Raw genomic sequence first — 24,292 nt, 5'->3', positions numbered from 1 at the left:
CGCCCGCGAGCGTGTGGGTGCGGTGCTGTCCGCGCCGGTCGGGAGTCCGGCCGACGTGGTGGCTGCCGAGCGACCAGGCGGTGCCGGAGCGGAAGCCAAGGTGCAGGCGTCACCGCTCGTGGCGGCGAAGGCGAATTCGCAGGGCCTCCTGGATCTCGGTTGCTTCGCAACCCGGGCTGCCAAGAGGCCCTGCCTTCCTGCCCGCAGCCAGCCGCGACCACCCGATCGAGACTCCCGTTCGGCGCCCAACCCTCAAGATCGGAACGACAACAGCTACTGACCGGTCGCGGCACTGCGGCTCGGCCTACACCGCGCGCCTCTGCCCGAGGAGGAAAACCGATTCGTCCTCGCGACTGCACCACGGCCGGTAGCGTTTATCCGAAACCGCCTTATCTCAGGAGCAGTTGGTTGATGGATGATTTCTTCGCACGGGTCCAGAGCCGTACCCATGCCTGGCCCGCCGGCCGGAAGGACTTGCACTGGCTGATTATTCCCGGCGAGGACTTCGCCCGTGAGCATCTGTACGAGCCCTACCGGACGCTGGCCGAGCAGCCCGGCCTCCATCCCGTCCAGCCGCAGTGGATGCACTGCACAATTCTCCATGGCGGACCTCAGGAAAGTGCGAGCCCGGCCGAGGTCGACCAGCTCGTCGCTGAAGTCGCCAAGTCCGCTGCCGGCATGGCCCCGTACGACCTGACGCTTTCACGGCCGGACATCGGCACGGTGGCCATCGAGTCCAAGGGCTACCCGGGTGCTCCGCACCGCGCCCTGTGGGAGATGACCTGGCGGGCGCAGCAGGCGGTGGTGGGGGAGAGGTGGCCGAAGATCCCTGCCCGCGGGTCGTATCCGCACGTGTCGCATGCGTACGCGGGTGCCAAGGGGCACCTCGCCGACCGGGTCGCGCTCAAGGTATCGCTGTCCGACCTGCCCGGTGGGCTGGTCACCCTGCCCGTCACCACGCTCACGCTGGTGGCCGAGTGGCACGACTGCCGTGAGATCAAGTGGGATGTGCTGGCCGAAGTACGACTGGGCACGGGACGCGTGACAAGCCCTACGGTCGTGACCAGCACCATGGCTGGCGGGCGAAGCCCACTGACACCGGTTCCCCGCACGGGCACATCTCAGTAGTACGTGTCCCTGGTGATCGCGGCCGTCATGGTGGAGAGCACCGAACCGATGTTGGCCCAGACGGGCAAGAGCCCCGTCCACAGGTCGCGGGGGTTGGTGTCCTTCTCCCATTGGGCGGCGTTCTCGAACCGGAGGAGGAGGGCGGCCTGTTCGGCGGAGATTCTCCTCCGTGCCGCCGTTCGGGCGATGTCTTCGGCCGTGGGCGAGGGCAGGGCGACTCCGCGCCAGGCGGTGAGCAATCGCTGCGCGTGCGGCAGCAGCGGCGCGGCGGCGCTGACGTACAGCTCGGCCAGCTCCACCATCGGCGAGCCAGCCAGCCGCTCCCGCCATGCGGGCAGCAGTTCGTCCTGCACCAACGCGACTTTCCGGGCGGTGGCGTCGAAGGCCTCGGTGTGCAGGTGGTTCCCCTGCTCCGGACCACGCGGAAAGGCGAGGCTTGGCTCTTCCAGCTCGTCCGTCCGGCGGAAGAAGGCTCTGCCGAAGGTGACTTCGTCCGGGGTCGGCTCCCACTCTGTGAGGTTCAGTGATCGTGCGATGGCGCTCAGCCGGTCCGAGTTGAAGGTCATCGGATTCCTCCGTGGATACTCCGCTCTTCGGGGCGGAGAGAAGAGGCGGATCCTGCGGGGTGGGCCAACGGGCGGCGCCTATCTGGTGGTGCGGATCGCATGGCCATGACCTGCAGGTTTGGTCTCAAGCGCTGGGCCCGCTCAGGTGCGTGGCGTTGTCGCTGACCGGTGGCGGTGTTCGCCCCGGGGCGGAGCGGAAGCAGTGGAATCGGTCTTCCCCGGCCCGCGGTGGGCAGAAACTGGAGGCGCGAGCGGCGAGCCGGGTCACCGCCACTGCAGGCCCCTGGCTTGGGTCCTGCCCAGACGTCACGCGTCCTGTGGGCCGAGGTCGTCCGCCCGTACAATCGTGCGCTCGGCGGGAAGCCCTGGGGCTTCCTTGCTGATCCCGCCGCTGATGACGGCCGCCACGCCGTGCCGCGCTTCCCCGGCCTCGGCAGGACCCGTGAGAGTGACTTCGTATCCCGGGGGAGGTCCTGGTACCACGTTGCGGTGTTCGTCGTCCAGCAACCAGGCGGGGCCGACCACTTCACCCACTTGCCCCCGGGCGTCACCGCCGATCACCCGTACCCGCGTACGTGGTAGCAGTCCGGACGGCCGCTCGTCGACGAGTGCGTCCCGTACCGCGGTTGCGGCCCATGGGGTGGTCACCTCGACCGCGGGCTCCGTTGAGCCCCGCGCGATGCCTCGCGGCATCCCACCGCCGTTGTCCCGGGCAGGCGCACTCGGCCAGCGCCGGGTCAAGAACGCCCACTCCGCGACCGCCCCCGTCCTCGGCGTTTCCTCGGCCCTCAGCCCCAGCTCGTCCGCGAGTGCATACACCGTCGCGGGCCCCTGGGCGAGGTGCCACAGGACGCTGCCGAGATCCACCTCCGCAGCGGTCAGGTTCTGCCGCTCGGCCAGGCCGGCGAGCGTCACGGCGAGAACTCCGCGAATTGCCCGCCCGTCCCATGTATCCGCCGGCTGATGTCCCAGGGCAGCGATCTCACCGGCACGGTCGACCGCCTGCGCCCACTTGTGTGACCGCCGTTCGGCCTGCTGCCCACTCGGCTGTCTGTCCTTGCCCATCCCGTACATCTCCCCTAAGGAGGCCGGACACGACCGGTACCTCCGATGCTGCCGCCGGACTACGGACGTGCCGGAGCGGGACGCCCGAGCCGTCCGGCCCCCGACACGGCACACCCCCATCATGGTCGGCTGCGGCTGTGCCGGACAAGCAGACCGATTCACCGCCCGGTACCCGAGCGCCTTTCAGCCACCGCCCGGCGCCGATGCCGGGCGGCGCTAGCATCCCCATGAACGGTAGCGGCCTCGGAAGGACGGCATCCGGCACCGGGGGCGACACCCGCCCCGGCCAACCGCAGTACCAACCAGCATCCCAAGGAGTATGCAGGTGACGCAGGGACCAGGGTGGATAGACTCGCTCGCGCCGCAAGACCTCACCATCGAAGTGCCCGCAGGCCTCACCGTCCGGGTGCAGCACCCGGAGACCTGGCGGGACCTCGACCGCCCCGTCGTCTGCCCGTGGTGCCTCACCACACGCGGCCTGACGCTGCGCACCGGCGTCGAGGACGCAGTCCTGCGCTGCCTCCAGGGCCACGCTTGGACCGACAGATGCGTGCCCACCGCCATGGTCAGCCAGCTTCACGTCCTCGCGCACCGCGGCGGAGTCCGTGCCGATACCCCCTTCGCGATTCCGCGGACCGTGCGCGGCGTATGGCTGTGGCTCCTGCCCGACACCGACGTACCCGGAACAGCCGGCCTGCCCGCTCCCGTGACCACCGGTCTCCTCAACGTCCGCCGCCTGGGCGACCTCGTGGTACGTGATCCCGCACAGCCGCTGCTGCTGCGCACCGCTCTGCTCGCATGGGGGATGCTCGCCTGGGCGGTGCCCCATCACGCAACGCTGGTCGAACGACTCGCCTTGCCCACCGGAGCAGGGCCCGCCGGCCGCCTGGTTGCGATGGTGCTGTGGCAACTGCTCCACGACACCGCCACCAATGCGTCGGCACCTCCCGAGACATGGATGCGGACCGACCTGGCCGACCTGGCCGCCCGCCTGAACCCCGACGACAAGACCACGGCTCCGCTTCGGCACCAACTGCGAAACCCCGCCCCGGGCATCATGGGCACGCTCAGCGAAGCCGATGCCGCCCGGCTGCGCGAGTGCGGCACCGCGGAGTGGGCCGACGCCTGCGCCCTGGCCCACCTGACACTGCTGGTCCACCTCCACCGCACTCGCATCGACCAGGCATACACCGCCGGTCTCGGCCAAGGACCGGCGAACCTGCGCCCCCGGCTGCTCGACTGCCCTGCCGTCACGCCCGACGGCGCGCACTACCCGACAGGCCCGCGCGCGGATTCCTCCACGCCTCCGCCGCCTCCCCCCACACGCTGATCTACGCAAACCCCAGCGGGAGCGACAGTGCGTACGCGATGGACACAGATGCTTGGCGGTAGCGGCCTCCCTCACCCAGCCGGACACGACGGACGACCCTCTCTGGCGCCCCGCACGCGAACCCCTTGCCCGCAACGACGTAGCCGCCCGACTCGGTTGCCGTTCTCCGTCTTGGACGGCCGTGCGGCCCCGGTGCCCGGGAGGCCCGGACAGGCCGATTGTGTATCTCCTGTCTCGGCGCCGGCCGCGTGACCGTGTCCCAAATGCGCCGACCGGGCAGAAGCCGTAACGTCGGGGCGGAGGCCGTTCCTGACAGAACAACGGCCGGTGGCCCCGCGGCCCAGTCGCGTGTGACGCGGGGCCGCCGCACCTCCCCGACGACTCCAGCGCGGCCGATTCCTGCCACGGTTGCGCCCGCGGGGCAGCGGAGGCTCGCCCGGACGGCACATGGAGGCCTGACCACGCCTCCGAGGGCGGTGAACGACTCCTTCACTCAATCCGGTGATCGCCCGGTGCGGCACGCCGACCGCTTCTAGGCTTCGGCCATGCCCTGGAACTGGATGCAGATCAGACTTCACCCGCCTACGGCCGACAGGGACGGATATGGCGAAGCGGCCTTCGGTATAGGCGACCTCACGTACCAGGGAGCCCGCGATCACGTACATGTCCTGCTGCAGGCGCTGGCACAGATGCCGCTGCCGACGGCCGCCACGTACGCCGAAGCTGCGGACCAGTGGAGCAAGGGTGTCCCCGATGACGTACTGGCTGCCGGGTTCCTGGTCTCGCGGGTGTATGAGTACGGGCGGCTGCCGGGAGAGACGGCGGACCGGGCGGCTCGCGTACTGATGGAGGAGTTCAGCATGAGCACAACGGGAGAACCCCACCGAGTGGTCCTGTCAGCCGGTTCTCCGGGCGGCCACTGACAGCTCTGACAAGCAGTCATATCGTACGGACGTAGGGGTCAAGAACTGGGGGCCTCGGCCTTCCTCACGAACCGAGTCCGCAGAACCCGTACGTCGATGCCGTGGAACCGGTGGCTGACGCCCGGGGGCCCGGGCTGGCGCAGAACACGCGGTCCGCGTATCCGCGGCAGCCCGGGCAGTTGCCCGGCCACGTCAAGGGCCATGCCCCTTCAACGACGCCGACCGAGCTGGGTACCGCACAACCCCTGACGCCGGATACCGTCAGCAGACGCATCCGGGATATCAGGGGGCAGGGGCTGTGAGCGGGACACAGCGGGACTGGGAGCAACTGCACACCGACGTGTATGGAAGGCTCGCGTACAGCCAGGGCCTCATCTCCTGCGGTGCCCTGGTTGCACACCACTGCGGGTACGACCGTCGAGAGATGCGGGGGCCCGGCGGGCCGCGGCCGGAACGCCCCGACGCACCTGATGCCAGGGAGTTCGACCGCGAGTGGATGCCGGTCGTGGCAGTAATGGCCCTGGCTGCCTGTCGGGCCGCGTGGCAGGACGGTGTTCTGGTCGACGACGTCGAACTGCCCCTGGTGCTCGGCTGGGTCGACGGAGTACACACCCACCGGCTGGCGGACGGTCCGCTGGACAGCGACCGGGAGGCCGGCGACTGGCGGCGCCTGGCCGAGGACACCAGAAGCCGGAGGCGGGCACGTGAAGTTGTGAGCGCGGCTGTCGCGCAAGCCATTACGGAGTGCCGGGATCTGACGGGTGTCTGGGACAGCACGCCGGCCGGAGCCCTGGCACTGGGGACAGCGGTGCGCAGGGTACGGGCCGCCGGTAACCCCGACCTGGAGCCGGAGTGGGCCGGAGACTTCCGGTGGGCCACCGAGCAGGTGGAACGGCTGCACCTGGCCGTGCAGGCAGGTTTGTGGCAGCCGACACCGGCGCACCAGGAGTATGCCCGCGCCGTACATCTGACACTCGTGGCCGAGCCTGATCACCCGCCACTGCCGGACGGAGCTGACGGCCCCATGTGGATCCAGCGAATCGTCCGGATTCCGCATGTGCAGGCCACCGTGCTCACCCTCACAGCACAGCCCTCGAACGCCGTGCTCGGCCCGGTCTCGGACCCGCTCGGCGCGGCGGTCAACGCGGTCGCCCACGTGGGACTGGACTCGGTGGCCGCCCTCGCCGCCGACCTGGAACGTGCCTGGGCGGCCCGCCCACCGGGCCAGTCCATCACCAACTGGGAACACGGCCACCTCCCACGCCCCGTGAGAGACCAGATCCGCGCGATCGAGGAACTCAGCCTGAGACTCACCACTACGCTTCTGGAACTGCTGGAATCCCGGGCCTGAGACCAGGACCTGAACATGCGGAGCATGCCCTTCTCCGAGGCCGTCGTCAGCAGGTGGCGGCCCCTGTCGTCGCCGTGGCGGTGGTGACCATGCTGGCGGGCTGCTACTCCATCGGCGACGACACCCACTGGGCTGTCTACCGCCGCAAGTGCACCACCAACGGCCTGAGGCTTCCCGCCATAACGGCCTACTCGGGCATCTCCTCGGTAGAAAGACGAGCGGGACATCACCCGGGCTGCCGGTGGGAGGAAATTCTCCGAATGCCTGCCCGGCAGCGCGAGGGTCGATCCGCTACCTGGACGATCACAACTGCCCATCGACTACGAACGTCGGCGCTACCTCGACAACAACAAGCTGCTGCCCACGGAGGACTGGCTGACGCCCAGTCGCCGAGCAGGCCACTTTCCCGGAGACGACCGGTGCCCGCTCACCGCTTGTCGCTGGCTCTTCGAACGGATCAGCGGCATGCCCGCCGACCAGGCGCCCGCCGCGTTCAGGCTGACAGAACGCCGCCTCGGTGCGCAGGTGGTTCCCCTCCGGCCCACGCGGAAGGCGCCCCCTTGGCTCTTCCAGCTCGTCCATCCGGCGGAAGAAGGCTCTGGGTTGGTCTCAAGCGGTAGGCCTGCCCAGGTGCGTGTTGTAGTCGCTGAACCAGTGGCTGCGTTCACCCCGAAGCGGAAGCAGCGGAATCGGTCTCCCCGGCCCGCGCTGGGCAGATACTGGCGATTACCCGTTCATGGACCGCGATGGCGACCGGGCGATCAGGAGAGCAAAGGCGCAAGGTCCAGAACCGCGCCGACCGCAGCGTGGTCGGAGAACTCGTCCGTGATCGGTTCCATGTAGACGTGGTACGCGGTGGCGAGGGGGGCCAGGTCCTGGCTGAGGAGGATCAGGTCCTGGCGGCGAGCCACATCGCAGCTATCGAATCCGCCTGTGGGTGTCCGGGCCTGGCCTTTGAGTGCGGCGAGGTCGACCATTCCGGCCGAGACCAGTACCTCGGCCGCCGTGCCGGCCATGTGCGTCGGGTCGGCCACCTCACGGTGGTGCAGCTGCGCGTGAGGTGGCAGCGTGTCCCAGGGCGGCTGGGGCGCAGCCGGCGGAACGGTGTTGAAGTCGCCCAGTACCACCGACAAGCGGCCCGTGGCCCCGTGGATCTTCAGCGGTTCGACCTCGTGGATGCGCCCGGCCGCGTCGAACGGGTCCAGATGGACATTGCGAATCTCCAACACCTTCTCCAGGCCCGGCACATAGAGATCGACCCATCCCAGCACGTGATGGTACTTCTGCCGGTTGGCTCCATCAGCTGCGATGTTGACCCGGCTGCTGTGAAGGATGGCGGTGTGGAAGCGATGGCCGGCGGTGGTCACGTTCGCCTCGGCCAGTACACCGCCCGCAAGACGGCAATCGCGTACGGCCCGGTGCAGCCGCTGTTTGCCCAGGACATCCCATCCGTTGCACTCCTGGAGCGCCACGATGTCCGCGTCCAGGCTGCGGAGGAACCGCATCAGGGCGTCCCACCTCTCCGGCGCGCCGAACCCGTGCCCGGAGTAGCCGCCGAACAGGCAGTTGAACGAGACGACACGCAGCTTCATGGTCAGACCTCCACCTGGTGATGGCTCTGGATGATGAGGTACGCCGACCGTAGTCAGCGGTGCTGCCTCCTGTACGGGGAATCTCTTTGTTGCGGTGAGCCGGGTGCTCATTCCACGGCCACGGCGTCCATCACGATCTCGTCGCACACCTTGCCGGACCAGTGTCCGGCTTGGCGGATCGGGCCGACGTGCTGGAAGACGGCCTTCTCGTACGCGCGGATTGCGCCGGTGCTCGGTACCTGGGCCTTGAGCCAATCCGCAGATTGGCGACGTGGAAGGCGAAGTCGAGTGTGAGCCGGGTCCGAGGTACTGATCCGTCAGCGTTGTGACGTCTCCTCGGGCATAGCACAGGGCAAATGGTTGATGATCTGTGCCCGTAGCCTCGGTTCGAGGCTGGCTGGGCTAGGGGCTTGTTCCCTCGGGGCCGGCGTCGTCGGGGGTGTGTTCCAGGTAGGCGGTGGTGCCGGTCCGGGCAGCCTTGTCGATGCGGCGCAGCCGGTCGAACGCGCGTGGTGGAAGTACGGGTTCCCATTCCGTCAGTGGGCGGGTGGCCCATTCGGTGTGCTCGGTGGGGTCAAGCCGGATAGCGGCCAGTTCGGCGGGGCTCAGGGTGCCTCCGTCGAACACATACCCGTGCTTGGTGGCGGGCCATGAGGGCTCAGGCGGGTGGAAGTGGACGGCCAGGAGGCGGCCGCACCGGCGGGTGAGACCGGTTTCCTCATGGGTCTCTCTGACAGCGGCGGTGCCGGGGGACTCCTGGTCTTCGAGGTCCCCACCGGGATACTGCCAGATCTGCCTGTTGCCGTCGGCCCGGTAGATCCGGGACCGGAGGAGGAGGGGCAGGCCGTTGGGGGTCCGCAGGTATAGGCATGCGTACGAGGTCGCGCGGGGAAGGGTCTGGATGTACTGCTCGGGCGGGAGCCATGTGCCGGCGTCGGGGCCGGGCCGGGACGGTAGGGCCATCAGGGGTTCTGCCAGTTCAGATCGCGCAGGACGGCGACGGCCCATTGGTAGTGGCCGGTGGCCTGGATCGGCCGGTCGTCCTGCGGATACAGGTCGCAGGAGAGGATCGCGGTGATCTCGGCGTACGCGCGCAGGAGAGGGGCGCGGCCGGCGGGGACGCGGTCGGTGGCCTGGTCGAGCAGGCGTCGCCAGGCCGTGAGCCGGTCGGGGTCGTACTGGCGGTAGTAGACGCAGGCTCCGGCGATGTCGTAGAGCGGGTCACCGGTCATGGTGAAAGTTCCGAAGTCGATGACGGCGGTGATGCGTTGTGTGTCGTCGATCAGGATGTTGTCGGGGTAGAGGTCGCCGTGGATGACGGCCTCGGGGCCGGTGTAGGTGCCTGCCAGCCGGGCTCGCAGTTCGTTGACGACGGCGTCGAGGTGAGGGACGTCGGCGGCCAGGGTCTGGGTGAGGGTGGCGAGTTTGTCGTCGAGCATTCTGGTGAGGAACGGATGCCAGCCGAGCCCGGGTTCGGCTCCCGGCGTTTCGGGATTGGCCAGGAGCATGCGGTGGCCCAGGCCGCCGGCCAGGGACAGGGTGCCTAGGGCGGTGACGGCGTCGAGGTAGAGGGCCTCGCTGCCGGGTTCGGTCAAGTCGCAGACTTCGCCCATCGGGCGTCCCGCGAGGCGTGCTTCGCGCGTGGCCAGGAGCGGTCCGTGCCGTTCGACGGAGTGGATCACGGGCAGTGCGTAGGGCATGTTGGTGCGGTCGAGCCGGTCGTAGAAGGTGCTCAGGGTCCGCAGCCGGGCAGCCTGGGTACCGTCGGGGTCGGCGTAGATCTTCAGTACTTGGTCGGCGCCGAGGGGGTAGACCTTGGCTTCGGTGCCGGCGGCGAGGAGATCGCCGGGGCCGAGGCCATGGGCGGCCAGGAGTTGCTGCTCGGCCTGGGCGGTGATGTCGTTGACGTCGCGGCGGTGGATCACGGGGTGGCTCCGGGGGTGGTGGCGATCACGACGGTGCGGTTGGCGGGAGCGGGGGGCCCGAGTCGGAAGTCGCCGTGGAAGGCGATGCGGGTGAAACCGGCGGCGGTCAGCATGGTGTGCAGCTGGGCGCGGGTGTACATGCGGGTGCGGCAGGTACGGGACCATCCGGGGCGGCTGTAGGTGACGTGGGCGAGGCTCTCGGTCCAGTCGTACCAGGATGTTTCAGTGACCGTGCCGACGACGGCTGTCTTCGTGCTGATGGCCTCGCCCGCGTGGCGGTTTTCGTGTTCGGCCCGCTCGCGGGTGGTCAGTTCCATGACCAGGGTGCCGCCCGGGGCGAGCACGCGGCGCCAGGCGGTCAGGGCGTCAGCGTCGTCGGCCGGGGTGGGCAGGTAGCCGAACGAGGTCCACAGGTTCAGCACGACGTCGTACGGGCCGGGCGGCGGGGTGCGCATGTCCAGGGGATGGAAGTCGACGGTGGGCCACAGGCGGCGGGCGTTGGCGAGTTGGACGGGCGCGCTGTCGATGCCGGTGACGCGGTAGCCGGCGGCGGCCAGGGGGCCTGCGTGCCGCCCGGCCCCGCACGGCACGTCCAGAATGCGGGCGCCGGGGCGCAGCGCGGGCAGGGCCGTGAGGGCGGCGAGGTCCTGGGCGGTGGTGTCGTACTTGCCGAGCGCGGCGAAGGTCTCCTCGAACCCTTCGTCGAAGAAAGTGTCGGCCCAGTGGTCGGGAGACGGGGTCAGCTGCACGGGTTCAGTTCCTGGGGGAGGGCGGCAAGGAGCCGGCGGTGAAGGGTCCGGGTGGTGGCGGCGACTAGGTAGCGGGCGGTGACGTCGCAACCGGTCAGGTGCAGCGGGGCGCCGTGTTCGTCGGTGACGGTTCCACCGGCGGTGGTGATCAGGTGAGCGGGGGCGGCGATATCCCAAGTGCGGTGCCCGCACATCAGGGCGACGGCACCGGCGGCGTGCCCGCGGGCGACATCGACGAGGGCACGGGTGGACTCGTAGGCGTCGACCAGGTGGGAGAGATCCGCGGGGATCACGCCGGGCAGGCCGGGCGGGTCGCAATAGCAGGTGTGCACGGGCAGCCGCGCAGGAGGCGGGCCGGACGGGGTGAAAGAGACCGTGCCGTTTCGGGCGGCGGCCACGATGCCGGCGGCGGGAAAGGAAGCGATGGACAGCAGCGCCCGGCCGGCGTGCCAGGCGCTGAGGAGGATCGCGAAGTCGGCGGAGCCGTTCAGGTAGAGGCGGGTGCCGTCGAGCGGGTCGAGGAACCAGACCATTGTGTCCGGGCCGGGACAGTGGTGGCTTGCGGGGTTCTCCTCGGCGGCGATGTGGGCTCCGGGGGCGACGGTGCGGATGGCTGCCGTGAGGATCGCTTCGCTGGCCAGGTCGGCGTCCGTGACCACGCTGCCGTCCGGCTTGGTGGCCGCGGCCGGCCGGCCGCCGGCGCCGGGCCAGGTGGCGAGCAGTCGTTGGCCAGCGGCGTGGACGGCGTCCAGGAGGAGTCCGGTGACGGCTTCAGCGGGCCTTTCGGGCGGGAGCAAGGCGGTGGCGGTCATACCGGCGCCGCCTGGGACGTGGCCGTGCATACGGCGGCGGCCCAGATGTTCCAGTCATACCCGGCGTCGAACCGGGGCACGGGCGGACGCAGGCCGTACCTGGCGCGCAGCGCGTCGGTCAGGCCGTCCACCTCGCTGTTACCGACGGGCACGTACGTGACGTCGTGGGTATCGGCGAGGAGGCGCAGACCGGTGATCTCGCTGGTGATGACGGGGCGGCGGTGGGCGAGGAGCTTGGTCAGCGGGCCGGAACTCTCGCCGAGCCACGGGCCGCGGAGCTGGATCGCGCAGTCCACGGACACCAGCAACTGGTCGAAGTCCGGGTCGGGCAGGTAGCCGGTGTGGACGATCGTGGGGTCGTCGGGGACGTCGAGTCCGTCGCGGGCCTCGCCGGCCAGGAGCAGGACCGCGTCGGCGGGCCGGTCGTGCCACTGCCGCCACGCCTGAAGAAGCGGGCCGATCCGTTTGTATGCGCCGAGGAAGCCGAAGGTGGCGAACACGAAGGCATCGGCGGGCAGGCCCCAGGCGGCGAACAGCTCGGTCCGGTCCGGTGGAGTGATGGGGTGGACGCCGAACGGGATGTGCTGGATGCGGGCCTTCGGGTAGCGGCGCGCGAGGACGAGGCGGGCTTCGGGGGAGTGGACGAGTACCTGGGTCGCCTGTTCGATGGCGATGCTCTCCACGCCCATGTCCATGCTGTAGCGGTCGAGTTCTGAGTGGGCGTCGAGGTAATAATCCAGCTCGGCGCGGTCGCGGAAGCGGCGGCCGAGGTACCGGCCGGCGAGGACGAGGAAGCGGTCCTGCTCACCGTTCGAGAGCCGGTCCCAGCTGCTGAGGTAGTAGTCCAGGTTGTTGTACTCGTGCAGGATCACCGGCCCGGGCCGGGTGGCGAGCGCCCCGAACGCAGCCTCATGCATGGCGTTGTTGCCCAGGTGGTACAACACCCGGTCGAACTGGTCCGGGTCGGTGCCGGGTTCGGCCCGGACGGGCTCGTAGTAAGCGGCGAGGGAGGTCAGGGAGTCGGCGATGTAGGTGGCCACGCCGCTGCGGTCGCCGGGCAGCGGCCCGTAGATGCCGAGGGTCTGCTTACTCATGATGCTCCTGCCGTACGGAGGGAGATCGCCTCGCGGTAGACGTCGAGGGTGTGCTGGGCGCACCGGTGGATGCCGAAGTGCTCGGCGGCCCGGCGCTGTCCGTTCTGTCCGAGCCGGGCCCGCAGATGCGGGTCGGCGGCCAGGCGGGCCAGGGCGGCGGCGTAGGTACCGGGGTCGGCGGTATCGGTGAGGATGCCGGTCTGTTCGGTGACGACTTCTCTCAGGCCGTGGGTGTCGGTGGCGACGACCGGCAGGCCGTGATGCATGCCTTCGACGACGGCCAGGCCGAGACCCTCGTGGGTGCTGGGCTGGGTGAGAATGTCACCGGCCCGGAACGCGAGGTCGCGCAGCGGGTCGGGGCAGTCGTGCAGCATCGTGACGGCGTCGCCGGCCTCGGCGGCCCGCTGCTGGAGCAGGTCAAGACAACCGGGGTCGGAGCCGTTGCGTGAACCGATCAACAGCACCCGCACCAGGCCCGCGCCCGCGCCCGCGAGGTGGGGGAGAGCGTCGAGAAGGCGGTGCTGGGCCTTGCGCGGGGTGTAGCGGCTGACGCACACCACGAGCGTGCCGTCGGCGGGGACGCCGGACCGCTGCTCCAGTTCCGTGCGGGCTCCCGCCCGCCGGCGAGGCTCGGGCACCGGGGTGGCCGGGGTGCCCATGAGCACGGTGCGGATACGGCCTTCGGGGTAGCCGAAGGAGAGGGCCTGGTCGGCGAAGCGCCGGCTGCCGGCGAGCACAAGGTCGGGCTGGCAGGCATGGGCGATGAACCGCGATCGTTCGGCACCACAGGGCTCGGTCTCGGGCCGGGTCTCGTGAAAGGAAGCCACCAGCGAGCGGCTGCGCGCGGCCAGCCCCGACAGGCACGCCAGTAGCAGGCTTGCTTGGGTGTGGGTGTGCACGACATCGAACGGCCGGTCCGCCAGGAGCGGAGCGACGTCGGACAGCAGGCCGAACATCGCCTCTTCCCACGGCACACCGTGCTCGGTGAAGGCGTTGAGCAGCGCACTTGCCCGGATCACGTCGACACCGTGCTCCGTGGCGGTGGGCGGCTGGCTGTGGTGGTCCCTGTTGGTCAGGACGGTCACCTGGTGGCCGAGCCCGGCCAGCTGTTCGGCGAGGTTCGTCACGTGGGTCTCCATCCCTCCGGTCCGGGGACGGTAGGTCGTGGACACCAGGCAGATACGCATCAGCAGCCCACCAGCGGCAGCAGGTCCCCGAGCCGGTGGATCACCGGTACCGGCAGCGCGCGCCACACGCGGTGCCGGTCGTAGAGCACGGTGCGGCCGATGCCCGCCGCGAGGGCTCCGAAGACGTCGTTGATCAGCCCGTCCCCGACGAACACCGCATCCTGCGGGGTGCATCCGGCGCGTTCCAGGCCCGAGGTGAAGATCGACGAGTCGGGTTTGGCCCGGCCGAAGGCGGTGGAGTCGACCGTTGCGTCGAACAGGCCCAGCAGACCGAACCGGTCCAGCTCCTCGTCGAGGGTGCCGTCGGAGTTCGACACGGCCACCGTCGTGATCCCTGCACCCCTCAGCGCGGTGAGTACGGCGATGGCCTCCGGATCGAGGTCGCCGTACAGATCCGGCCGGGCCTCGGCCGCCGTCCACGCCGCCAGCCCTGACTCCCGGTCCACGTTCAGCAGGTCGGCCCAGGCGTGGCCGAGCTTCGTGCGCCGCTGGAGGCCGCGGGGGAAGTCGGTGTGGTGGGCCTCGGCCGCCGCCGCGAGCGCCGCCTTTGCCGTGGCCGGGTCCGTCCCGGGCCAGCCGTGAGCGGAGAGTTCCTCGGCCATCACCGTGCCCGAGGGGTGGATCAGCGTCATGCCGATATCCAGCAGAACTGCCTGGGGAACAGGCCCGCTCATGCGAGGACCTCCGTGAACATCGCGTCCAGCGGCGCCGCCTGCCCGGTGCACATCGCCAGATAGGCCCGGCGCACCGCACCGGTCACCGCACCGGTGGTGCCGTCGCCGACGGCCTGCCCGTCGATCGAGGCGACCGGCCGGATCTCGTCCAAGGTGCCGGTCAGGAACACCTCGTCCGCACCGATCAGTTCGTCCGGAGGCAGCGAGCGCACCTGCGCGGGGAAACCGAGCCGGTCGGCCAGAGCGAGCACGACGCCGCGGGTGACGGAGTCCAGCAGCCCGTCACCGAGCGGCGGGGTGACCAGCGTGCCTCCCATGACGGCGAACACCGCCGCCCCGCCCGTCTCCGCCACCAATCCCCGCTCGTTCAGCAAGATTGCCTCGTCCGCACCGTCCTGCTGCGCCTGAAGCCGGGCCAGCCGGAACGCCGCGTACGCGGCGCCGGTCTTCGCCGCCGTCGGCAGGGCCCGGTCGGGGATCCGCATCCACGTGCTGATCCGGCAGGCCGCCGCCCGCCCGGGCCGAGGCGGAGCGGGCACACATGTGATGTACAGGCCGGTCACGACGGAGTCCGGGTCGTCGGTGTAACGGCCGTCCTCCACATACAGGGTGGGCCGCAGGTACACGTCGTGGCGCGGGGCAAGCCGGGCGAGCAGAGCCGTCATGCCCTCCCGAACCTGTGCGTCGAGCCCCGCATGGGGGATGCGCATCAGCGCGGCGGACTGCTCCAGGCGGGCCAGGTGCGCGGCCGGGCGGACGACAGCGAGCCGGCCGTGTCCGGCCTGCCAGTAGCCGCGGATCCCCTCGAACACGTTCACGCCGCGCAGCGCCGTCTCCGAGGTCACATGAACGCGGGCCTGGTCCCACGGGCAGATACGGTCATTGAGCCAGATCAGGTCAGGGTGGTTTGTCACGGGTGTCCTCCTCAGTTGCCCACGCCGAGCAGCGTGGCCAGCTCCGTCAGGGCGGGGGTCGCTTCGCGCCGGCACAGCACGTCGCCCTCGCGGGCGCCTTCGATCGGGTAGGGGCGGAAGATGCCCCTCTCCTCGAAGCCCTCGGGGTCGAGGAAGAACACCTTCAGCCCGCGCTCGCGGGCGCGGGCCTGGACCCGCCGCCGGTCGGCGTGGCTGCCGATCACCAGCAGGGCCCGGGCCTCGGGCCGAAACGGCACATCCGGGACCTGTTCGTCGTAGCGGCGGACATAGCACTCCTGCATGCCCAGCCGGGTGAACAGGCCGTCGAAGTTGTTGGTGATGACCGGCCCGACCAGGTGCCCGGCCCGTGCGAGCGCGCGCAGCACACGGTGTCCCGGCGTCGGCTCTGCCACCAGGCACGCACCGAACATCTCCACCAGCTCCGGCAGCTTCTCCTGCGGAGTGCCCAGCAACTCGGTCAGGAAGGTGTCCGCCCCGGGGGACAGGACGAACGAGCCGTCGGCCCGGTCGGTCACCCGGTACACCTCGTGCAGCCGGTGCAGCGCGGGTATCCCCGCCTCGACGGACATGCCGCACCCGACCTCGACCTGGAACGGCAGGAAGTCGGCCAGGCCGGACAGGTCCGCGGCGATCTCCGGATCCCCGCGCCGGTCCTTGACCCGCATACCGCCGGCCAGGACCTTCCACGGCAACTCCGTCTCCTGCGGCCCGGCCGGCCGGTAGCCGACAGAACGGACCGTCACCTCCACGTGCCGGTAGCCGTCCGGCATACGCCGCCCGGCGCGCACGTCCTGCGGATGCACATCGTGGACGGCCACCGTGCACCGCAGCGACCCGCGCCGCCACGTAGCCTCACCCAGTTCGGCCCACCCGCCGGCGGCTAGGGCCTGGCTCACCCGGTCGTGGTGGACCGCGGCCTCCGGTACGGGATAGGCGCAGGAGTGGAAGACGTACATCTGCGCGAGCACCAGCCCCATCGTGGGGTCGGCGACAAACTCGTATCGGTAGTGCAGGATCCGTCGCCGGGCATGGCCGGGATCGGCCCACCCGGACTGATCGGCGTTGCGCGGATCCTGCGTCCGCCGCCACAGTCCTTCCTCCACGTGACGCAGCCGCTCACCCGGCCGGGCGTAGAAGCGATCCCAGCGCTCAGACAGCTTCGCGTCCAGCGGCAACACCGCGTGGGGCAGCACCATGCCGCGTTGTGCCGTTCTGGCCGCGCCGTCCAGCTCGTGCGTGAGGGTGTTCAGCGTCCTGATATCCACGTCGGGCCTCCGATCGGGTCCGATGGGGCACCGTCGGTGCCGGGGAGGCGAGTACACCCAACTCCCGCCAGTGGAAACAGTGTTCGAGTGTCATCCGGCTGTCATCCGGAAAGCATCGTTTCGACTTCTCGCCCCGTTGGTGAATGGTGAGATGGAACCGTGGAAACGCGCCCCCTGCACCCGCTGGCCGTCGCCCGACATCTGCACGGGCTTTCCCAGAGCGCCCTCGCTGAAGCAATCAGGCAGGCAGCTCGTCACCGCGACCGCAGGGCCGGCACGACGAGGCAGCAAGTCGACCGGTGGGAACGCCCGGGGGGCCGCGTGCCGGACCACTGGTTTCAGCTGCTCATCGCCGACGTCTTCGACGTCGACCACGACCACGTGACCACGATGGGATGGCCGTACTGGCTGCCCGGAACCGAAGCGCCCGTCATCCCCCTGGGCACCGGGGCCACGGTCACCGCACTCAGAGAGGCCCAACGCCGCGCCATGCTCAACCGACGCACCCTCCTAGGACTTGCCCCCGCCACCTTCACGGCCCTCGCCCAGCAGTGGGCCACGCTCGACCCCGCCCTGGCCGCGTCGGCCGCCGAAGGACGAGCCGTCGCCCCCGAAATGATCAGCTGGCTGGAGACGAGTGCCCGGCACCTCACGAGCATGGCCACCGCCGACCGCCAGCACACCGCACAACTGCTCGACAGCTACTACGACACCGTCGTCGGCCTGCTCGAAACCTCTCGCTACACCCCTCAAACCGGCACCCGCCTGCACACCCTGGCCTCCTCCCTCGCCCAGACCATCGGCTGGCACCGCTTCGACCACGAGCACCACACCACCGCCGGCCACTACTGGAGCGCCGCTCTCCACGCAGCCCACCAGGCCTGCGACACCGACCGCGGCGCCGGCATCCTCGCGGACCTGGCCTACCAGAGCATCTGGCTCGGCCAGGCGACCGCAGCCGTCAACGTCCTCGACCACGCCCTGACACGCACACAGGACCCCACCGCCTGCTCCCTGCTCCACCTCCGCAAAGCCCGCGCGCTGGCCATGAACGGCGAAGCCCGAGCCTGCCGCCGCGCGCTCAGCGCCGCCGAACACGCCCTCAACACCGCCACAGCCGCACCACCCGCCTGGGCCTCCTGGTACGGCCACGCCGACCTCGCTGTGGACTCCGGCAGATGCCTCATCGACCTCGGCGAGACCGGGCCGGCCCTCCACCAGATCACCCAAGGCATGGCCTTGCTGCCAACCGCCCGGGACAAGACCCGAGCGGTCTTTCTCACCTACCAGGCCGAAAGCCTTCTTCAACAGGGAGAGATCGACCAAAGCGCCGCCACCGCCCACGCAGCCCTCCTGCTCGCACAGCGCATCGGAGCCTCCCGTTGCACCCGGCAGATCACCACCCTCATGCCCCAATACGAGCCGCACCAGAAAATGCAGGACGTCCAGCAGCTCCTGTACGCGTTTCGGGCGGCAGCCTGAACTCGCCACAGGTCAACGCGGTCAGTTGAGTCCACAGGATCAGCCAGTATCGGGCCATAATCCCACCAAGCCGCGCGGACGCCTCCTGCTGGCGCTCGCGGAGGCCGGTGCCCGGCGCGGTGCATGGCACGGACCAGGTGAGGAAGTTCTCGGCCCGCGCTCCCAGCCAACTGAAAGCGGACACGGGACGGTGGTGGACGGGCCCGGGGAGCGGGGGAGGCGAGCCAGGCTGAGGGGGACGGTGGCTGGTGATGATGAGGCCATCGGCCTCTGCAGTGGCGACGGCCGAGGCTTCGAAGGAGCACGGGATGCGGCCAGGTCCGCCCGCCGGCTCACAGCCCGATGGCGGACTTCGGCCCCATATACGCCCCGGCTCCGGGAAACCCGTTCCGGCACAACTCTACGAACCGGTTGCTGAATCCGAGGGCCGGCAGGTCCTCCAGCCCAACGAACTCGACACCTCGGATCGGCCGTGTGTCCGCGTTCTCCTTAACTGACCCGATCCCCCCGCCCACGAGGCGGACCTCGAACGTGATGTGCAGGACACCAGCATCAGTGTTGTCACACACATACAGCAGCCGGCCCACTTCCACGTCGGCGCCGGTCTCCTCACGCATTTCCCTGACCATTGCCTGCTCCAGCGTTTCGCCGTCCTCGGCTTTACCTCCGGGCAAAGACCAGTTTCTGGGCCCTCCGGTGTCCTGGTCCAGCACCAGAAGCCTGCCATGCTGCATGACGATGCCGGTCACGCGTGTATCCATCCGACGACGATATCGGACAGTCGTCCACAGAGCGGGCGGCCCTGGCGCACCGCCGTAGAACCGAACGACGCTCCGGACGGTCACCCGTCCGTGCTGGCGGCGACGATGGCCCGTCTCGGAGGCGCCACGAAGCTGGTGAATCTGGGCGGTGTCTGCCGTCCTGCACGGTATCCATCTCGCACACCCCGGACGCCTCACCCCGGACATCGGGACCGTCGCAGCGAGACCCGGCCCCTGCGATCCGCCGGGCGAAGCGATGTCCTGGACACCGTGGACCGGGCACTATCAGGTCCATGACACCTTCCGCCCATCCAGGTCTCCCGCCCGCGTGGGCGATGACTCCCGCTCCGTACGACGAGCCGGGAGTCCAACAACTGCTGCTGGGCCTCTACGACGAACAGCGCTCGATGTACGGCTTCGCTGATGACCCCGCCGACACGCCCATCTCCCGGTTCGTGCCCCCGCACGGGTTGTTCCTGCTGGTACAAGACGAACAAGGGATCGGGCTCGGTTGCGGAGGATGGTGGTTCATGGATACCCAGACCGCAGAGATCAAACGGATGTACGTCCGCCCTGAAGCCCGTGCCCAGTCCTTGGGGCGGGAGATCCTGCTGCGTCTGGAAGCCGACGCGAAACTCAGGGGTGCCACGTGCGCGCAACTGGAGACCGGCGTCGCCAACACCGCGGCCCTTGCTCTCTACCGCGCTCAGGGATACACGCCGATCACCTCATACCGGCCCGACAGGAATCCCGACGTCAACCGAGCACTTCGCAAAGATCTGTGACGTGCTGCTGTGTTGGCCGGGCCAGCTCTGGCCGTCTCGCCCGCCGACGACAACGACGTCATCGGCGAAGCGATTCTGGACCCCGGGTAAGCCGAAGTTCTCCCAAGGCACCCACGGCCAGCAACCGGACCCAGGTCACCACAGGTCCAGCGCTTCCAGGACGTGCGCGGCTCTCGGCAGTGGGCCGGTGTGCACAGCGGTGAGCGGGTTGTCGGGAAGGTCTGTCTTCGTGTCGAGTTTGATCATCTCGCGCCAGCGCAGGACTTGCGGCCACTGTTCGGCCCAGTCCGGGCGGATCTCGTCGGCGGGGATGTTCTCGAGCCGGCGGCCGTCGGCCAGCAGGCGGGCGGCGGTCTTGGGACCGATACCTCGGACGCCGGCGATGTTGTCGGCGGGGTCACCCATCAGCGCGCGGAAGTCCGGCCACTGCTCTGCAAGAACACCGTAGCGGGGAAGGATGTGCTCACCGGCGGTGTAGCGGTGGTTCTGGGCGAGGCCGGTGTTCAGCAACCGCACGCTCGGGTCGGCCAGGAGCTGGATGTAGTCCTTGTCGGTAGTCATGATGTCGACCGCGCGGCCGTCGTTGCGGGCGCGGGTGGCCAGGGTCGCGATGACGTCGTCCGCCTCGCAGCCGTCCAGTTCGATCCACCGGACGCCACTGTGGTCGAGGGCGTTCTTGACCAGGGCGAGGGACTCGATCAGGCCGGGCTCCGGCGCGGGCCGCTGTGCCTTGTAGGCGCCGTCCTGTCCGGCGCGTGCCTGTGAGCCGTCCTCGGCGTCGAAGACCACGAAGATCTCGAAGTCCGTGGCGTGCTGGGCCTGGGCCTTGCGCAGGAGTGCGGTGAACCCGAAGACGCCCGTACGGTCGACGGACTTGTCCCGGCTGGTGATGCGGGCGGCGAACCCGTACCAGGCGCGGTGCAGGAGGTAGTGGCCGTCGACGAGTAGCAGAGCGGTCATGGCGGGGTGACCTCCAGGGGGCGGGGCGTGCTGGTAGGTGCCTGTGACCGCGTGGTCCGGGCATCTGGTGCGGATGGTCAGGGTTTGCGTTGATGGCACTGAGCGCGCGGACGGGACGGCTGTTCACAGAGGCGACGCCACAGCGGACTGCTGGTAAGGCCGGGGGAGTTCGGTGACGGGCTGGGGAGCGGCCCTGGGGAGGCCGAGGCGTCGGCGGCCCCGGTGGACGGCGGCAAGCTGGGTGGTGGTCTGCTCGCCCCAGTCGAAGAGTTGCGTGGCCTGTTCCGGGGTGGCCAGGATCCGGGTGTGGCTGCGACCCGTGTTCGGACCGGTGGCGGGTGGGGCACCGGTGTCGGTGAACCTCGCGGCGTAGCGCAGGTGGGTGTGTCGCGTGCGGGGATTGGTGAGGTGTCCGAGGAGCAACGGTGTTCTGAGCAGGGCTGCAGCGTGCTTAGCGGCCTCGCGGCACAGTGCCGACGCGGGGTTGCCCTGGTCCTGGGGCTCGGGCACACCTCCAGGTAGATGGGCGGTGCCGGTTTCGGGTTCGAGGAGGACGAGTACGCGTCCGTCCGGTGCGAACAGCCATCCCTGGACCTTGGTCACCGTCCGCTCGTGCGGGGATGGGCCTTCGTGCCACGGGTAGTGGAGCTCGGTGCGGGCGGTGCGCAGGACGGCGAGGCGGTCCAGGATGGTGGGGGCGATCGGGAGGCCGTTCTCCAGGAGCACGGTCCCGGCGGCGTTGATCCGGGCGCGCAGCGCGGACAGAGCCCGCCGTGCATCGCTGGGGGAGAGCCTGTCGGGGAGCTGGGCCGGCTCGACGAACTCGATACCGGTGATCTCGTGATCGGGCAGGCGGATCTTCGCAATCCGGGTCTCGTCCCAGGTGCCGCCGTCGAAGACGTGCACGATCTCGCCGGGAAACCGCACAGACGGGCGCGCGCCGAAGCCCTCGGCGGAGACCCAGTCGACGGCAAGGCCCCGATCGGCCACGGTGACGATGCCCAGTTCCTCCATCACTTCGCGCGCGGCGGCGTGGGCGGGTGACTCTCCCTTGTCGACGCACCCACCTGGCAGCAGGCACGTGTCGCGGTAGTCGACATGTTGGATGAGCACTTTTCCCAGCCGATTGGTGATCAGCGCGGACGCACCGGCCCACAGCGCGGCCCGAGCCCGCAGAACTGCGTACTCCTCGTCGCTCATCGGCCTGCGGGGCTGCTCGCCCGGAGGGGTAGTCGGCGTCATGTCTCTCCGATCAGAAGTGTCCGCTCGGGCCAAGGGAGGTGTGGGTCAAGTGAGTTGATGCGGCATGCCTGGAACGGGGCCGGGCGTGAGCCGGGTGAAGTACTCGGTCGCGATCACCGTTCGGCGAGTATCTTCCCCGAGGCGGGCGAGGAGCCCGGGCAGCGACCGCTCACGGGCGGCCTCCCCGCGGTGGGCGAAGATTGCAGCTTCCTTCTGCTCCAGCCAGGGGGTGACGTCGATCGCGGTGGTGGCGTACGTGTCCGGGACCGCGAGCACCTGCTTGCCCACGCTCTTCAGCAGCGGCCCCAGGCCGCCGACCCCCGACTCCGGGTGTGTGGCGCAGTACAGGTCGCTCGGCTGCCAGGGATCACCCGCTTCCGGGTACAAGCATGAGAGTCCCGCCGCGTGGACGGCGAGGAGGGTGGCCTGGTGGGTGCGGCGGTGGTCCGGATGACCGGTCAGCTGGCCCACGGCGTCATGCGTTACGACGATATCGGGACGAAAGGACCGGATCTGGCGTACCAGGGCAGCGGTCACCTCATCCAAGGGTGCGTCGACGAGCCGGGGCTGGCCGGGTGCTGCATGCGGGTTGCGGGCGTCGCCGTATCCGAGCATCCGCGGTACGCCTGCGCCGAGCACGTGCAGAGCGTCGGCGAGTTCGGTGGCCCGCGGGCTCTCGGGCGCCCACGTCATGGTGACCACAGCGGTACGCGCATGTCCGGCGGCGTGCCGGGCGAGCACGCCGCCGGCGAGAAGGCTCTCGTCGTCCGGATGACCGAACACACCGAGCAGGGATGGCACAACAGGGGGAGGGGATGTCACGGGTGTGCTCCTTGTCGTCAGGGTGGTTCAGATGGCAGGCGGGCGGCCGGCTCTGGTGAGCCGGACCACGGTGCGCCAGGACATCGGGCGGCGCACCTGGTCGCGGCGGCCGGCCCAGCCTTCCCGCATGCCGGCGAGGCACTCGCGCGTTCCGCCGCCGCGCAGGCAGCGCACCAGGGTGATGACGGTCCAGACGGACAGGTAGAGAGGGATGAGCGAGCCGGGAAGGTTGCGGTAGGCGACCGTGATCCGGTTGCGGGCCGCGAGCCGGTGGAACAGGGCGTGCCGCGCCGGGCTGGTCACCGGGTGGTGCATGCGGATGTCGGCCGCGTAGAAGCCGGTGTACCCCGCTGCCCAGCATCGATAGGCCAGATCGAGGCCCTCGTGGTAGAGAAACAGGCTTGCCTCCCACCCTCCGAGGGCGTCGAAGACGTTTCGGCGGACGAGGACGACGCCCTCGGTCATCGTGGTGATCGTTCCGGACCTGCCCGGATCACCGGTCCGTAGCCGGGGCACCCAGCGGCGCGGTGTGGTCACATCGTCCGGTCCGGTCAGCCGCGGCTGGACGTAGGCGGCTTCGGGGTGCTGGTCCGCTTCAGCGACCAGCCGGGCGAGCACATCGGCGGCGGGGAAGGTCGCGTCGTTGTCCAGGAAGAACAGGTAGTCGTCGGGCCGGCTTGTATCGGCGAGTGCGCGGGCTCCGGTGTTGCGGCCCCCGGGAATACCCACGTTGGTCTCCAGAGCCACCGAGCGGGCCCCGGCAGGGACGATGTCGGGGGCGCAGCCGTTGCCGACAACGCAGATCTGCAGATCGACGCCTTGCTGGGCCATCAACGTGGCCTGAGCCGCGCGCTCTTGGTCGGGCCTGTCATTCATTGACAGGAGGACTACCTGTACGACAGGGAGGCGTGCTGGCACGTTGTCTTGCTCCTGATGGGGCATGAGGCTGGCGGGCGAAGCAACGGTGGCGCCGGTGAGTAATCCGGGGCCCTGGCCGGCTGGATCCTGAGGTGGAGCGAACACCGACCGGCGCTCCCGCGGGGCTGTGTGCCCTGTCATGACGATTCACCCAGGAGGGCGGCTGCGCCCGCGTCGAGGAGCTGGTGGCCCGCGCGTTGTCCGGTATGGGTTGCCTGGGTGGCGGGGCTCGAGGTGGTGGTGCGGATCGGGGGGCCGCCGTCCGGATCCAGGAGGACGGCATGCACGGTCACGCTCTCGGCCACTGGGTCGTGGACGGCGTGGACGGACGCGGCGGTCAAGCAGCTGCCGTGCAGGGTGGCGAGCGCGGCCCGTTCGGCGTCCAGCACGATGCGGGTCGGACCGTGGGTGAGCGTGGCCAGCAGACTTCCGGTGTCACGGTCGTCGGCACGGTGCTCGATGGCCACGATTCCCGCGCCCGATGCAGGCAGCCACTGGGCCGGGTCGAGGATCTGTGAGGCCCGCTCGTCAAGCCCCAGCCGGCACAGCCCGGCAAGCGCGGCAATCATGACGTCCACACCCAGAGTTCCGGCATCAAGGCCGGAGAGCCGCGAGTCCGCGTTCCCTCTGACCGGAACCGGCACCAGCTCGGGGTAGAGCGCGTGGAGGAGGGCTGCTCGCCGGGGTGCGCTGGTTCCGACCCGGGTGCCGGGCGGCAGGTCGGCG

At 69.8% G+C, this 24,292-nt stretch carries 23 protein-coding genes and 1 pseudogene; 6 read left to right on the top strand and 18 right to left on the bottom strand.

Annotation, left to right across the window (positions count from 1 at the left end):
• The first annotated feature begins 411 nt into the window (after positions 1–411).
• Positions 412–1,128 carry a hypothetical protein gene (locus tag ABZY11_RS14565; protein ID WP_356479455.1) on the top strand — a complete coding sequence of 239 codons (717 nt, stop codon included), beginning with the start codon at positions 412–414 and terminating at the stop codon, positions 1,126–1,128.
• On the opposite strand, the gene ABZY11_RS14560 is transcribed toward ABZY11_RS14565, so the two are convergent.
• Positions 1,122–1,694 carry a hypothetical protein gene (locus ABZY11_RS14560; protein WP_356479454.1) on the bottom strand — a complete coding sequence of 191 codons (573 nt, stop codon included), beginning with the start codon at positions 1,692–1,694 and terminating at the stop codon, positions 1,122–1,124. The genes ABZY11_RS14565 and ABZY11_RS14560 overlap by 7 nt on opposite strands.
• A gap of 306 nt (positions 1,695–2,000) precedes the next feature.
• Entirely contained in the window at positions 2,001–2,609 is a 609-nt protein-coding gene (locus ABZY11_RS14555; RefSeq protein WP_356479453.1) for a hypothetical protein, read from the bottom strand.
• A 475-nt stretch (positions 2,610–3,084) separates the two neighbouring features.
• Between ABZY11_RS14555 and ABZY11_RS14550 the strand changes: the two genes are divergently transcribed.
• From ABZY11_RS14550 to ABZY11_RS14540, 3 genes are all read left to right on the top strand, one after another.
• Complete coding sequence (locus ABZY11_RS14550) at positions 3,085–4,089, top strand: hypothetical protein (RefSeq protein ID WP_356479452.1); 1,005 nt, start codon at positions 3,085–3,087, stop codon at positions 4,087–4,089.
• A 545-nt stretch (positions 4,090–4,634) separates the two neighbouring features.
• Entirely contained in the window at positions 4,635–5,012 is a 378-nt protein-coding gene (locus ABZY11_RS14545) for a hypothetical protein (RefSeq protein ID WP_356479451.1), read from the top strand.
• A 298-nt stretch (positions 5,013–5,310) separates the two neighbouring features.
• Positions 5,311–6,363: a hypothetical protein gene (locus ABZY11_RS14540; RefSeq protein ID WP_356479450.1), complete on the top strand. Its 1,053-nt coding sequence runs from the start codon at positions 5,311–5,313 to the stop codon at positions 6,361–6,363.
• A gap of 761 nt (positions 6,364–7,124) precedes the next feature.
• Here ABZY11_RS14540 and ABZY11_RS14535 read toward each other — a convergent pair.
• From ABZY11_RS14535 to ABZY11_RS14490, 10 genes are all read right to left on the bottom strand, one after another.
• Positions 7,125–7,955 (bottom strand): endonuclease/exonuclease/phosphatase family protein, encoded by an 831-nt coding sequence (locus tag ABZY11_RS14535; RefSeq protein ID WP_356479449.1) that lies wholly within the window; start codon positions 7,953–7,955, stop codon positions 7,125–7,127.
• Positions 7,956–8,357: 402 nt separating this feature from the next.
• Positions 8,358–8,918, bottom strand: a complete 561-nt coding sequence (locus ABZY11_RS14530; RefSeq protein ID WP_356479448.1) for an NUDIX domain-containing protein — start codon at positions 8,916–8,918, stop codon at positions 8,358–8,360.
• A complete protein-coding gene (locus ABZY11_RS14525; protein ID WP_356479447.1) occupies positions 8,918–9,880 on the bottom strand; it encodes a phosphotransferase in 963 nt (320 codons plus the stop codon). Before ABZY11_RS14525 ends, ABZY11_RS14530 begins: the two co-directional genes overlap by 1 nt.
• Positions 9,877–10,629, bottom strand: coding sequence for a class I SAM-dependent methyltransferase (locus ABZY11_RS14520; RefSeq protein WP_356479446.1), 753 nt, complete (start codon positions 10,627–10,629; stop codon positions 9,877–9,879). The genes ABZY11_RS14525 and ABZY11_RS14520 overlap by 4 nt, the downstream gene beginning before the upstream one ends.
• A complete protein-coding gene (locus ABZY11_RS14515) occupies positions 10,620–11,441 on the bottom strand; it encodes an inositol monophosphatase family protein (protein ID WP_356479445.1) in 822 nt (273 codons plus the stop codon). Before ABZY11_RS14515 ends, ABZY11_RS14520 begins: the two co-directional genes overlap by 10 nt.
• A complete protein-coding gene (locus tag ABZY11_RS14510) occupies positions 11,438–12,535 on the bottom strand; it encodes a hypothetical protein (protein WP_356479444.1) in 1,098 nt (365 codons plus the stop codon). The genes ABZY11_RS14515 and ABZY11_RS14510 overlap by 4 nt, the downstream gene beginning before the upstream one ends.
• Positions 12,532–13,722: a glycosyltransferase family 4 protein gene (locus ABZY11_RS14505; RefSeq protein WP_356479443.1), complete on the bottom strand. Its 1,191-nt coding sequence runs from the start codon at positions 13,720–13,722 to the stop codon at positions 12,532–12,534. Before ABZY11_RS14505 ends, ABZY11_RS14510 begins: the two co-directional genes overlap by 4 nt.
• Positions 13,722–14,396: an HAD family hydrolase gene (locus tag ABZY11_RS14500; protein ID WP_356479442.1), complete on the bottom strand. Its 675-nt coding sequence runs from the start codon at positions 14,394–14,396 to the stop codon at positions 13,722–13,724. Before ABZY11_RS14500 ends, ABZY11_RS14505 begins: the two co-directional genes overlap by 1 nt.
• Entirely contained in the window at positions 14,393–15,310 is a 918-nt protein-coding gene (locus tag ABZY11_RS14495) for an aminotransferase class IV (RefSeq protein WP_356479441.1), read from the bottom strand. The genes ABZY11_RS14500 and ABZY11_RS14495 overlap by 4 nt, the downstream gene beginning before the upstream one ends.
• Before the next feature lie 11 nt (positions 15,311–15,321).
• Complete coding sequence (locus tag ABZY11_RS14490) at positions 15,322–16,596, bottom strand: hypothetical protein (RefSeq protein ID WP_356479440.1); 1,275 nt, start codon at positions 16,594–16,596, stop codon at positions 15,322–15,324.
• Between the two features lie 321 nt (positions 16,597–16,917).
• Here ABZY11_RS14490 and ABZY11_RS14485 point away from each other — a divergent pair, with 321 nt between their 5' ends.
• Complete coding sequence (locus ABZY11_RS14485; protein WP_356479439.1) at positions 16,918–18,078, top strand: XRE family transcriptional regulator; 1,161 nt, start codon at positions 16,918–16,920, stop codon at positions 18,076–18,078.
• A 332-nt stretch (positions 18,079–18,410) separates the two neighbouring features.
• Here the strand turns inward: ABZY11_RS14485 and ABZY11_RS14480 are convergent, their stop codons facing one another.
• Positions 18,411–18,827 carry an NUDIX hydrolase gene (locus tag ABZY11_RS14480; protein ID WP_356479438.1) on the bottom strand — a complete coding sequence of 139 codons (417 nt, stop codon included), beginning with the start codon at positions 18,825–18,827 and terminating at the stop codon, positions 18,411–18,413.
• A gap of 305 nt (positions 18,828–19,132) precedes the next feature.
• On the opposite strand from ABZY11_RS14480, the gene ABZY11_RS14475 reads away from it, so the two are divergent.
• Positions 19,133–19,624 (top strand): GNAT family N-acetyltransferase, encoded by a 492-nt coding sequence (locus tag ABZY11_RS14475; RefSeq protein WP_356479437.1) that lies wholly within the window; start codon positions 19,133–19,135, stop codon positions 19,622–19,624.
• Between the two features lie 135 nt (positions 19,625–19,759).
• On the opposite strand, the gene ABZY11_RS14470 is transcribed toward ABZY11_RS14475, so the two are convergent.
• The 5 genes and pseudogenes from ABZY11_RS14470 to ABZY11_RS14450 all read right to left on the bottom strand — a co-directional run.
• Positions 19,760–20,584: a 5'-3' exonuclease H3TH domain-containing protein gene (locus ABZY11_RS14470; RefSeq protein WP_356479436.1), complete on the bottom strand. Its 825-nt coding sequence runs from the start codon at positions 20,582–20,584 to the stop codon at positions 19,760–19,762.
• A 123-nt stretch (positions 20,585–20,707) separates the two neighbouring features.
• Positions 20,708–21,826, bottom strand: coding sequence for an NUDIX hydrolase (locus tag ABZY11_RS14465; RefSeq protein ID WP_356479435.1), 1,119 nt, complete (start codon positions 21,824–21,826; stop codon positions 20,708–20,710).
• A gap of 45 nt (positions 21,827–21,871) precedes the next feature.
• A complete protein-coding gene (locus ABZY11_RS14460) occupies positions 21,872–22,648 on the bottom strand; it encodes a PIG-L deacetylase family protein (protein ID WP_356479434.1) in 777 nt (258 codons plus the stop codon).
• Positions 22,649–22,675: 27 nt separating this feature from the next.
• Complete coding sequence (locus ABZY11_RS14455) at positions 22,676–23,479, bottom strand: glycosyltransferase family 2 protein (RefSeq protein WP_356479433.1); 804 nt, start codon at positions 23,477–23,479, stop codon at positions 22,676–22,678.
• A 224-nt stretch (positions 23,480–23,703) separates the two neighbouring features.
• Positions 23,704–24,292 (bottom strand): annotated as a pseudogene (locus tag ABZY11_RS14450) (hydroxymethylbilane synthase); the annotation flags it as partial.

The organism is Streptomyces sp. NPDC006510 (assembly GCF_040611955.1).
Lineage (GTDB): Bacteria > Actinomycetota > Actinomycetes > Streptomycetales > Streptomycetaceae > Streptomyces.
This window is presented reverse-complemented; position numbering and strand designations above follow the sequence as displayed.

Bases quoted from the DNA above. Each gene is read 5' to 3' on its own strand.
- ABZY11_RS14565 (WP_356479455.1), top strand. From the start codon at position 412: ATGGATGATTTCTTCGCACGGGTCCAGAGCCGTACCCATGCCTGGCCC.
- ABZY11_RS14560 (WP_356479454.1), bottom strand. From the start codon at position 1,694: ATGACCTTCAACTCGGACCGGCTGAGCGCCATCGCACGATCACTGAAC.
- ABZY11_RS14545 (WP_356479451.1), top strand. From the start codon at position 4,635: ATGCCCTGGAACTGGATGCAGATCAGACTTCACCCGCCTACGGCCGAC.
- ABZY11_RS14535 (WP_356479449.1), bottom strand. From the start codon at position 7,955: ATGAAGCTGCGTGTCGTCTCGTTCAACTGCCTGTTCGGCGGCTACTCC.
- ABZY11_RS14530 (WP_356479448.1), bottom strand. From the start codon at position 8,918: ATGGCCCTACCGTCCCGGCCCGGCCCCGACGCCGGCACATGGCTCCCG.
- ABZY11_RS14515 (WP_356479445.1), bottom strand. From the start codon at position 11,441: ATGACCGCCACCGCCTTGCTCCCGCCCGAAAGGCCCGCTGAAGCCGTC.
- ABZY11_RS14510 (WP_356479444.1), bottom strand. From the start codon at position 12,535: ATGAGTAAGCAGACCCTCGGCATCTACGGGCCGCTGCCCGGCGACCGC.
- ABZY11_RS14505 (WP_356479443.1), bottom strand. From the start codon at position 13,722: ATGCGTATCTGCCTGGTGTCCACGACCTACCGTCCCCGGACCGGAGGG.
- ABZY11_RS14500 (WP_356479442.1), bottom strand. From the start codon at position 14,396: ATGAGCGGGCCTGTTCCCCAGGCAGTTCTGCTGGATATCGGCATGACG.
- ABZY11_RS14475 (WP_356479437.1), top strand. From the start codon at position 19,133: ATGACACCTTCCGCCCATCCAGGTCTCCCGCCCGCGTGGGCGATGACT.
- ABZY11_RS14470 (WP_356479436.1), bottom strand. From the start codon at position 20,584: ATGACCGCTCTGCTACTCGTCGACGGCCACTACCTCCTGCACCGCGCC.
- ABZY11_RS14465 (WP_356479435.1), bottom strand. From the start codon at position 21,826: ATGACGCCGACTACCCCTCCGGGCGAGCAGCCCCGCAGGCCGATGAGC.
- ABZY11_RS14455 (WP_356479433.1), bottom strand. From the start codon at position 23,479: ATGGCCCAGCAAGGCGTCGATCTGCAGATCTGCGTTGTCGGCAACGGC.